Genomic DNA, 9,776 nt, shown 5'->3' with positions numbered 1-9,776 from the left:
TCCCTCCGCTGCCACAAGTGGTGCAGCAGTTCCGCCTCCCTCGCTCCGAAAGCGGGGTCCGGGGTGCCGCGGAGGGCTCGGTGGCGGAGGAAGGCCAGGGACGTGGCGTAGGAGATGTACTCCGCGACCACGCGGGCCGCTGCCGGGCCGCCTGTGCGGCGGGCGAGGTCTCGGGCTATGCCTCGTGCGCGCATGGAGGAGAGGGCATGGGGTTCGGGTGGGGTGAGCCAGCCGGCGGCCTGGTAGGCGGGGAGGTGGGTCTGGATCGTGCGGAGCTCGTTCTGGCGGGACCAGATGGTCAGCCATGTCAGCAGGGCGAAGACCGGAACCATGAAGAGGGCGTAGACGGCCAGGAAGCCCGCGCCCGGCAGGGTCGCCGAGCCGTTCCACAGGCCGTGCAGGAGCATCGCCGTGAGCAACGAGCCTATGGGGATCAGCCAGCGGAGGACGCGGCGGCGCGGGGCCAGCGTGGCCGCCAGGCCGAAGCCCAGGCCCGTCATCGAGGTGAAGAGCGGGTGCGCGAAGGGCGACATCAGCACCCGGACGAAGAACGTGGCGGCCGTCGTCGACCGCAGGCCCTCGTAGCCGAAGCTCTGGTCGTTGGCGAAGGCGTTGCCGAGGTAGAGGATGTTCTCGGTGAAGGCGAAGCCCGTGGCGGTGATTCCGGCGACCACGACGCCGTCGACTATGCCGTTGAAGTCCCGTCGCCGGAAGAGGTAGAGGAGGAGGATCGCGGCTGCCTTCGCGCTTTCCTCCACCACCGGGGCCACGAACGTCGCGCCCCAGCCCGCCGCGTTCTCGCGCTGTGCGACGTCGACCGTCGTCAGCAGCCACTTCGTGGCGTAGCCGTTCGCCAGGATGGCCACCAGCGTGGCCGCGCACGCGCCCCACGCGAAGGCGAATGTCAGGCTCTTCCAGGGCTTGGGCTCGACGCGGTCCATCCATCGGAACGCGGCTATGAGCAGCGGTACGGGCAGTACGGCCAGGCCCAGCCCCACCAGGAAGCCCTTGGTGCCCGTCTGCTCGCGCACCAGCGCCAGGATGATCAGGCCGCAGAGCGCGAGCAGCAGGAACACCGTTCCGATCCGCACCGCCTTGTTGTCCCAGAGGGTGTCCCACAGGGCCCGGCGGGGTGCGTAGTGTCCCGACGCCGGGGGAAGAGGGAGCGTCTGCTGCTGGGGGTGAGGCGGTGGCTCATGCACGCCCCGAACCCTAACCAAGGGGCGGAGAGCGCAGTGACGGTTTTCCCGCCCCTTGGAACGTCTTGGAATGTGCTGTGCGTTACGCCGCGCGGCGGCGGAACAGCAGGTCGTGGACCACGTGGCCCTTGTCCAGGCCCTGGCCTTCGAAGCGGGTCAGCGGACGGAAGTCCGGGCGCGGGGCGTAGCCGCCGTCGGGCTGGGTGTTCTCGAAGTCCGGGCTGGCGGTGAGGACCTCCAGCATCTGCTCCGCGTACGGCTCCCAGTCCGTCGCGCAGTGCAGCAGGGCGCCCGGGGCGAGCCGCGTCGCGGCGAGCGCCAGGAACTCCGGCTGGATCAGCCGGCGCTTGTGGTGGCGCTTCTTGGGCCACGGGTCCGGGAAGTACACGCGCAGGCCGGCGAGGGCGTCCGGGGCGAGCATCTCGCGGAGCAGGATGATCGCGTCGCCGTTGGCCACGCGGACATTGGCCAGGCCGTTCTGCTCGGCCAGGTTCAGCAGGTTGCCCTGGCCCGGGGTGTGGACGTCGCAGGCGAGGACGCCGGTGCCGGGGTCGGCCGCCGCCATCTTGGCCGTGGCCTCGCCCATGCCGAAGCCGATCTCCAGGACGACCGGCAGCTGCGGGTCGCCGAACAGCTCACCGAGGTCCAGCTTGCTCAGGCCGTCGATGTCGAGGCCCCACTTCGGCCACAGCCGGCGCAGCGCCTCGCCCTGTCCGGTCGTGACGCGGCTGCGGCGCGGCTGGAAGGACCGGATGCGGCGCTCGTGGTGCGAGCCCGCGGGATCCGGCGCCGGCCCGTCGGGGAACATCGGCTCCCGCCGGACGCGGACGGGGGCGGCAGGGGCCGGTACCGCCGCGACGGCCTCGGGGGCCATGGCTTCGGCGGTGGCTTCGGTGGTGGGAGCGTGGTTCTCGGACACAGTTCCTCAAGTCTACGGGCGGTGCCGGCGAAGCCGTTTCGGATCATGCGAAGCCGGTTCGGATCCGAAGTCGACCCGGATCAAGGCCGGGGGTCGTCGGTCGTCAAAGCGGGCGGACTTCTTTCCGCCGATCCGGTGGGCCCTGCCCCCGAACGCGCGTGGTGGCCCGGCAAGCGGGGCGTCCCACTCATACGATCTTCCTCGCCCGGCCCGCCACGATGCGTGAGACGGAGACCACTCATGCGACTGCGCCCCCTCACCCGTCGGTTGCCCGGGGCGGTGGCGATGCTGGCCGCCGCCGCGGTGCTGATCGGCGGCTGCGACCCGGCCCGTGACGTGGCCCGTGACCACGTCACCGGCCTCGACCGCATCACCGGGATCACCCGCATCGCCGGGATCACCCGCATCGCCGGGATCACCGGACTTCGTCACGCCCGCGCCGCCGCCCATGTCGCCCACACCCGTATCGCCCGCGCCCACGCCGCCGCCGATCACAAGCCGGGCGGCCCCAAGGCCGACGGCTCCCGCGACCCCCGTGAGCGCGAATGGCGACTCGTCTGGTCCGACGAGTTCCGCGGGCCCGCCCGCCACCGCCCCGACCAGGCCAAATGGTCCTTCGACCGGGGCGGCGAGCCCCAATGGGGCAACCACGAGTGGCAGTACTACACGGACCGGCCGGGCAACGTCTCCCTCGACGGCCACGGCAACCTCGCCGTCACCGCCCGCCACGAACGGGTGCGCGAGGTGCGCGGGAAGAGGTGCGGCTTCGGGCCCTGCGACATCACCTCGGGGCGGCTGACGACGAAGGGGAAGTTCGCCCGCGCCTACGGCCGCTTCGAGGCCCGGATCAAGATCCCCAAGGGGCAGGGGCTCTGGCCCGCCTTCTGGATGCTCGGCGCCAACGTCGACAAGGTCACCTGGCCCGCCAACGGCGAGATCGACGTCATGGAGGCCCTCGGCCGCCAGCCCACCATGGTCCACGGCACCATCCACGGCCCCGGCTACGTCGCCCAGGGCATCGAGAACCACACCACCCTGGCCCGCGGCGGCAGCCTCGCCGACGGCTTCCACACGTACCGCGTCGACTGGGCGCCCGGGAAGGTCACCTGGTACCTCGACGACAGGCCCTATGGGACCGCCTGCGCCGGACAGCTCAGGCACGGGCAGAAGTGGGTCTTCGACCACCCGCACTACCTGCTGCTCAACCTCGCCGTGGGCGGCGACTGGCCCGGCCCGCCCGACCGATCGACGCCCTTTCCCGCCCGGATGCTGATCGACTACGTGCGCGTGTACGCCCATCGGGGCTGATCCCGCCGACGGGCCTGGGGCACCCCGACGGGCCCTGGGCTCACCCCAGCCCCGCCAGCACCCGGCGCGCCACTTCCCGCCCGATCGGCAGCGACGCCGTCGCCGCCGGCGAGGGCGCGTTCAGCACATGCACCATGCGGGGCGACTCCGCGAACAGGAAGTCGTCCACCAGCGTCCCGTCGCGCAGCACCGCCTGCGCCCGTACGCCCGGCGCCGCCGGTATGAGGTCGTCGACGGTGATCCCCGGCAGCAGCCGCCCTACCGCCTCCGCGAAGGCGCGCCGGGACAGGGAGCGCCGTATCTCGCCCGCCCCGTAGCGCCAGTGGTGCCGGGCTATCCGCCACGTGCCCGGATAGCCCACCGTGCCGGCCAGCTCGCCCGGCCGGACCGTCCAGCGGCCGTAGCCCTCGCGGGCCGCCGCCGGCACCGCGTTCGGCCCGAGGTGGACCCGGCCGTCGATGCCGCGGGTGAGATGGACGCCCAGGAAGGGGAACGCCGGGTCCGGCACCGGGTAGACCAGCCCGCGCACCAGGTCCGTACGCTCCGGGGGCAGCTCGAAGTACTCCCCCCGGAACGGGATGATCCGCATGCCCGGGGCGTCGCCCGCCAGCCGGGCCACCCGGTCGCTGTACAGCCCGGCGCAGTTGACCAGCGCCCGGGCGCGCAGCACCTCGCCGAGCGACGTGCGCACCGCCACGGCCGAGCCGCGCCGCCCGATGACCTCCACCTCCGCCCCGTAGCGCACGGAGGCGCCGGCCTCCTCCGCCAGCCGGGCCAGGCGGCGGGCGACCGCGCCGAAGTCGCACACGCCCGTCGTGCCGACGTGGATCGCGGCGATGCCGCGCACCGCCGGCTCGTACTCCGTTATCTGCGCGGGGCCCAGCTCCCGCACCGGAATGCCGTTCTCCCGGCCGCGCTGGACCAGGGCGTGCAGCCGGGGCAGCTCGGCGCGCTCGGTCGCCACGATCAGCTTGCCGGTCACCTCGTGGGGCAGGCCCTGCTCGGCGCAGAACCGCACCATCTCCGCCGCCCCTTGTACGGCGAAGCGGGCCTTGTACGAACCGGGGCGGTAGTAGATCCCGCTGTGGATCACCCCGCTGTTCCGCCCGGTCTGGTGGAGGGCGGGGGCGGGTTCCTTCTCCAGTACGACGACGCGGGTACCGGGGGCGGCGCGCGTGATCGCGTACGCCGTCGAGAGGCCCACGATCCCGCCCCCGACGATCAGCACGTCACTGTCGTAACCGCCGTCGTAACCGCCGTCACCGCGCACCTTCAGTGCTTCGCCACCCACCTCACCATGATGACGGGTGCTACTGACAATGGGCTGCCACATGGCCCCACGTGGGCGTTCGTCCAGAAGACGGTGGTGCCCGGAGGGGCCGGGAGCGGAGCCCCCGGCCCCCCGTCGGCTCAGCCGTGCGCCAGCAGCAGCGGCCTCGCCCGTTCCCGCAACTCCACCACCCGGGGCTCGTTCCCGTACGGCTCCAGCCGGTGGAGCAGATCGCGTACGTACTCCGTCGTACGGGCCGAGGAGATCCGCCCCGCGACCTCCACCGCCCGCGTACCCGCCGCGCACGCCGCGTCCAGGTTCCCCGACTCCAGCTCCGCGACCGCCGAGACCACCAGGCGCAGGCCGTGCGAGCGTACGAACTCCTCCGTCGGCCGGGCCAGGGCCTGCTCCGTGAAGCGCTGTACCTGACGTGGCACCCGCAGGTCGCGGTAGCACTCGGCGGCGTCGGCGGCGAACCGCTCCTGGCTGTAGAAGTCCAGCCAGGAGGGGTCCGGGTCCCCCGGACGCGCCCGTTCCAGCCAGCCCTCGGCGGCCTTCAGCGCCGTGCCGCACGCGGGGCCGTCCCCGGCCTTCGCCTGGGCGCGCGCCTCGACGAGGCGGAAGAAGCTCATCGCGCGGGCGGTGGCCAGGCCCCGGTTGCGCTCCAGGGCGGCCTGGGCGAGGTCCACGCCCTCGTCCGCGAAGCCCCGGTACGTGGCCTGGAGGCTCATCGACGCCAGGACGTACCCGCCGAGCGGGACGTCCGCCGCCGCCCGGGCCAGCCGCAGCGCCTGGATGTAGTAGCGCTGGGCGGCCTCCTGCTGGCCCGTGTCGAAGGCCATCCAGCCCGCCAGCCTGGTCAGTTCGGCCGTCGCGCCGAACAGCGCGCGCCCCACCTCGTCGCTGTACGAGCCCAGCAGCAGCGGTGCCGCGTCGACGCGCAGGCACTCGGGGACCATCGACGAACGCCAGTCGCCGCCGCCGTACTTGGAGTCCCAGCGGCGGGCGTCGTCGGCGGCCTCCCGCAGTTTCGTCACATCGCTGTGGCCGACACGCTGCGGTAAACCGCAGTCCGCGCCGCCTCCCGAGGCCGCGGCCGTGGCCGCCTCCCGGGCCGCCTGCTGCGGCTCGCGCGCCACCGAACTGTCGGCGGGCGTTATCAGCCAGCGCGAGGCGGGCGTCGAATACGCGCTGACGGAGAAGGAACCGGCCAGGCTCTGCCAGATGCCCCCGCCCCCGCGCCGCCCGGCGGCATCCAGCCGGTAGAGCTCCGTCGCGGACCGCACCGCCTGGCCGATATCGCGCGGAAAGGAGAGCCCCACCTCCGGCGCGGGATCGGCGTCCGCGAGCCCGATCTCGTGCAGCGGCACCGGCCGGCCGAGCTTGGCCGCTATGGCCGCCGCGATCAGATGCGGCGCCGCGCCCTGCGGCACCATGCCCTTGGAGACCCAGCGGGCGACGGACGTCTTGTCGTAGCGAAGTGTCAAACCCCGTTGCGCGCCGAGGTCGTTGACCCTGCGCGCGAGACCGGCGTTGCTGATGCCGGCGAGGGCGAGGACAGTGCCCAGCTTCTCATTCGGCCCGCGTGGCTCCCTGGACATGCGCACCCCTCGGCGAACGGCGCCCGCCCCGGCATAGGCTCGAGGCATTCGTGAACCCAGCGTAGTTCGCCGCATCCCGACCGTTAAGAGGTGATGTCCCGGATGGCGAGATTCTGGCCCGTATGTGCGTGCATCGAGGGGCACGTGCTCCGGTTGTGTGTGGCCGTGCGCCCATCGTGCGCTCTGTCCGCGCCCGCGGGGGCGGCGGTTCCATGGAGGGGCGTGGGTTGGCCCGCTGCGCTGGAACCAGTGGGCTGGGGGAGGCCGTCGCCTCATTCCCCGCGGGCGGCGGCACGGTCCGGGAGGTGGCTCGCGCCTCCCGGACCGTACGCGCGCACGCGGTCCGGCCCGTCGCCGTCGCGTTCGCGTCGTGTCCGTCTCCTTTCCGGTCCCCACTGGGCGGACCACGAACCGGCGCGTCCCGAATTTGGCCGGATCCGGGTACGCCGCGCGGCCGAGGACGGGGGGCCGCCGGCGGATCGCCCCGGGCGAACCGTGACGAAACGCCATTTCCCTCCGTTGTCAGGTGAGTTGGCAGCCGGTGTCGCACGGAACCTGTCGCCCAACGGGCGCCCCATGGATGTCGCAACCGTCGTCCGCTGTGCATGATGACTGCTACCTGATGTGCGACCTGTTGGTTGTCCACAGCCTGTGGAGGCGGCGATGCGCTGGTTGGTGGGGTGGAGCCGCGGCGCCGCCGGAACCGGTGCGCAGACCGGGCCGGACGGGCCCGGCCGCCCCGACGCGCACGACGGGCCCGGCTCGCCCGGTCCCCTGGTCGAGCCCGTGGGCGCCCGCCTGCTGTGGGGCGAACCGGCGCCCCTGTGGGCCGTCGGCGACTGGCGCCCCGACGAGGTCCGCGTCGTCCACGCCGACGACGGCACCCGGCTCGCCGTGCTCGGCCGCTGCGGCGCGAGCGACGACGCCCTGCGCTCGGGCCTCCTCGCCGCGCGCGGCGGCGCGCTCCGCCACCTGACCGCCTGGCCGGGCAGCTACACCGCCGTCGCCCGCGTCGGCCGCCGCCTCACCGTCGCCGGGGACCTCGCAGGCGCCCGCCCGGTCTTCCACGCCGCCTGGTCCGGCGGCACCGCCTACGCCACCGCGGCCCTCCCGCTCGCCGACCTCGTCGAGTCCGAGCTCGACATCGGCTACCTCGCCGCGCTCCTCGCCTGCCCCGACTCCCCGGAGGCCCTCGCCGACGGCACGCCCTACACCGGCGTCCGGCGCGTCCCGCCCGGCCACGCGCTGGTGCTGCGCGACGGCGCGCGGGACATCACCGGCTACGAACCCACCTCCTCGCTCGCCGTCGCCGCGCCCCAACTCGACGCACGGCAGGCCATCGAGGGCGTCCGCGAGGCGATGGTCGAAGCGGTACGGGCCCGCCTCGCCGCCCCGCGCCACGCCCTGGAGTACGGCGAGCGCGGCGGGTACGGCGAGCGCGGCGACGGGCACCTGCCGGGCGGCGGTGCGCACGGCTCATCCGACTCGTATGGCTCGCACGGCTCGCACGGCTCGCACGGCTCGTCCGAGGGCGTGTACGAGCAAGGGCGCGCCCCCGGTCAGGGGTCCGCGCCCGGCGCGGGTCCCGCCCACCGGCGTACCGCCTACCGTCGCGGACCGGCCCCCGGAGTCGGCGCCGACCTCTCCGGAGGCAGCGCCTCCGGCACCCTGGCGCTGCTGGCGGCCGGGCTGCCGGGCCTGCCCGGCACACCCCTCGGCTTCGGCGCGGGAACGGGCGAGCGACTGCTCGCCGTCACCTTCAACGACCTCGCCTCGGACGGCGGCCGCACCCGTGAATCCGAACTCGAACGGGCCCGCGCCATCGCCGCCAACCCCCGTCTCCGCCACGTCATCGTCGCCGCCGGAACGGAAGCGCTGCCGTACGCCGAGCTGTACGACGGCCCGCTGACCGACGAACCCGGCCCCGCCATCGCCTCCGCCGCCCGGCACCGCAGAAGACTGGCCGCGGGCGGCGCCGACCACCTCGTCGGACACGGCGCCCGGCAGGTCCTCGACGCCCACCCGGCCCGCCTGGCCGATCTGCTGATGGACCGCAGGCGGCGCCACCTCCTGAAGCCCGTCTCGGCGCTGGCCCGCGCCGACGGACCCTCGGCGCACTCGCTGTTCGTCCCCTTCACCGTCTACCGGGCGGCGCGCCGGCTCGCCCGCACGCCCTACCGCGAGGGCCTCGAGGCGGCCGCGGCGGAGCTGCTGGCCCCGAGGCCGTACGCCACCGTCCGGGGCGCCCCGGCGGCGGGCGGCCCCGTGGCCGCCTCGCTGGCCGCCCTCACCTGGTGCCGGCCCGGGCCCGCCGCGCGGTGGCTGACCGGTGAGGCGCTCGCGGAAGTATCGGTTCGTCTCCAGAGCGCGGCGGTCCGCGCCAACGGGCTGGCGCAGCGCCCCGGCGAACGCCGCGCCGCCGCCGCGCTCAGCCGGCACGCCGCGGACCACCGCGTCCTGGAGCAGGCGGCGGAGGTGCGCGGCCAGCGCCTCCACGCCCCCTTCCTCGACAACCAGGTCGTACGCGCCTGCCGCGCGCTCCCCGAGGCGCTCCGCGTGCAGCCGGGCGCGCGCGCCTCCGTACTGCGCTCGGTGCTGGCCGGGGCGGGCATCCGTGAACTGCCGCCCGGCTGGGGCGCCCCGTCCCACGCCGCGCACGCGGCGGCCGGCCGCGCCGGCATCGGGGCCTCCCTGGGCCCGCTCCAGGACCTCTTCGCCACCCCGCTCCTCGCCGACGCGGGCCTCGTCGACGCCGGCGTCGTACGCGGCGCCCTGCACGCGGCGGCGAGCGGCGTGCCGCTGCCCCTGGACGGGCTCGCCGAACTCGTCTCGGCGGAGGTCTGGTTACGCCGTCTCCTCGCCCGGCGCGGCACCTGCTGGACGGGCCCGGCGGCACCGCGCCGACGCGCCGTGGCGAGCGGGGTGCCGCCCCGGCCCGGCCTGTGAGGCCGGGGCGCGGCCTGATGAAGGAGGGCGCGGGGCCTAGCCGCAGCTGATCCGGGCCAGCGCCCAGTCCGGCACCGCCACCCGGTCCCACGCGGACACCGGCTGCACGACCAGGCGCAGCGTCTTGCGCCCCGTCAGCGGCACATGGACCGGCACCGCCGCCTGCCCGGCCCGCACCGGGCCCGAACTCCACATCCGGGAGCCGTCCGCGTAGACGGAGAACGTGACCGTGCCCAGGCCGAACGACATGTCGTCCAGGCCCGCCATGGCGTCGTAGGACGTACAGGACCGGTTGAGGTCGATCGTCACCGACGACGCGGCGTGGACGGTCACTCCGTGGCGGTACGCCGTGCCGCCGATGCGGACACCACCGTGCCGCTGCCACAGCCAGCTGCTCGCGCCGAACCGCACCTCGGGCTGCGAACGGTCGCCGAACCCGCTGTACTCCAGCTGGTTGAGCTGGAAGACCGCCGGCGGCCGGGGCTTGTGCGTGGGCTTCGGCTCGGGGTCGGGCGTGGGGTCGGGCTTGTGCG

At 74.4% G+C, this 9,776-nt stretch carries 7 protein-coding genes; 2 read left to right on the top strand and 5 right to left on the bottom strand.

Annotated features, from left to right (window positions below):
* Both K6I33_RS25300 and trmB read right to left on the bottom strand, forming a co-directional pair.
* Window positions 1–1,202, bottom strand: a 1,202-nt coding sequence (locus K6I33_RS25300) for a PrsW family intramembrane metalloprotease (protein WP_374285793.1), incomplete at its 3' end; no start/stop codon positions are given.
* A gap of 79 nt (window positions 1,203–1,281) precedes the next feature.
* Window positions 1,282–2,073 (bottom strand): tRNA (guanosine(46)-N7)-methyltransferase TrmB, encoded by a 792-nt coding sequence (gene trmB / locus K6I33_RS25295; protein ID WP_229356834.1) that lies wholly within the window; start codon window positions 2,071–2,073, stop codon window positions 1,282–1,284.
* 285 nt (window positions 2,074–2,358) lie between these two features.
* Here trmB and K6I33_RS25290 point away from each other — a divergent pair, with 285 nt between their 5' ends.
* Window positions 2,359–3,426, top strand: a complete 1,068-nt coding sequence (locus K6I33_RS25290; RefSeq protein ID WP_229356833.1) for a family 16 glycosylhydrolase — start codon at window positions 2,359–2,361, stop codon at window positions 3,424–3,426.
* Between the two features lie 40 nt (window positions 3,427–3,466).
* Here K6I33_RS25290 and lhgO read toward each other — a convergent pair whose 3' ends face one another.
* Both lhgO and K6I33_RS25280 read right to left on the bottom strand, forming a co-directional pair.
* Window positions 3,467–4,759, bottom strand: a complete 1,293-nt coding sequence (gene lhgO, locus K6I33_RS25285) for an L-2-hydroxyglutarate oxidase (RefSeq protein ID WP_374285791.1) — start codon at window positions 4,757–4,759, stop codon at window positions 3,467–3,469.
* Between the two features lie 77 nt (window positions 4,760–4,836).
* Window positions 4,837–6,297, bottom strand: coding sequence for an MFS transporter (locus tag K6I33_RS25280; protein ID WP_229356831.1), 1,461 nt, complete (start codon window positions 6,295–6,297; stop codon window positions 4,837–4,839).
* Between the two features lie 663 nt (window positions 6,298–6,960).
* Here K6I33_RS25280 and K6I33_RS25275 point away from each other — a divergent pair.
* On the top strand, window positions 6,961–9,243 hold the full coding sequence (locus K6I33_RS25275) for an asparagine synthase-related protein (protein WP_229356830.1): 2,283 nt from the start codon (window positions 6,961–6,963) through the stop codon (window positions 9,241–9,243).
* A 36-nt stretch (window positions 9,244–9,279) separates the two neighbouring features.
* Here K6I33_RS25275 and K6I33_RS25270 read toward each other — a convergent pair.
* Window positions 9,280–9,776: NPCBM/NEW2 domain-containing protein (locus tag K6I33_RS25270; protein WP_229356829.1), on the bottom strand; the 497-nt coding region annotated here is incomplete at its 5' end.

This window comes from Streptomyces sp. UNOB3_S3 (assembly GCF_020740895.1).
GTDB lineage: Bacteria > Actinomycetota > Actinomycetes > Streptomycetales > Streptomycetaceae > Streptomyces.
This window is presented reverse-complemented; position numbering and strand designations above follow the sequence as displayed.

Excerpts from the sequence above, each read along its gene's own strand:
- trmB (WP_229356834.1), bottom strand. The coding sequence starts at position 2,073 with ATGGCCCCCGAGGCCGTCGCGGCGGTACCGGCCCCTGCCGCCCCCGTC.
- K6I33_RS25290 (WP_229356833.1), top strand. The coding sequence starts at position 2,359 with ATGCGACTGCGCCCCCTCACCCGTCGGTTGCCCGGGGCGGTGGCGATG.
- lhgO (WP_374285791.1), bottom strand. The coding sequence starts at position 4,759 with ATGTGGCAGCCCATTGTCAGTAGCACCCGTCATCATGGTGAGGTGGGT.
- K6I33_RS25280 (WP_229356831.1), bottom strand. The coding sequence starts at position 6,297 with ATGTCCAGGGAGCCACGCGGGCCGAATGAGAAGCTGGGCACTGTCCTC.
- K6I33_RS25275 (WP_229356830.1), top strand. The coding sequence starts at position 6,961 with ATGCGCTGGTTGGTGGGGTGGAGCCGCGGCGCCGCCGGAACCGGTGCG.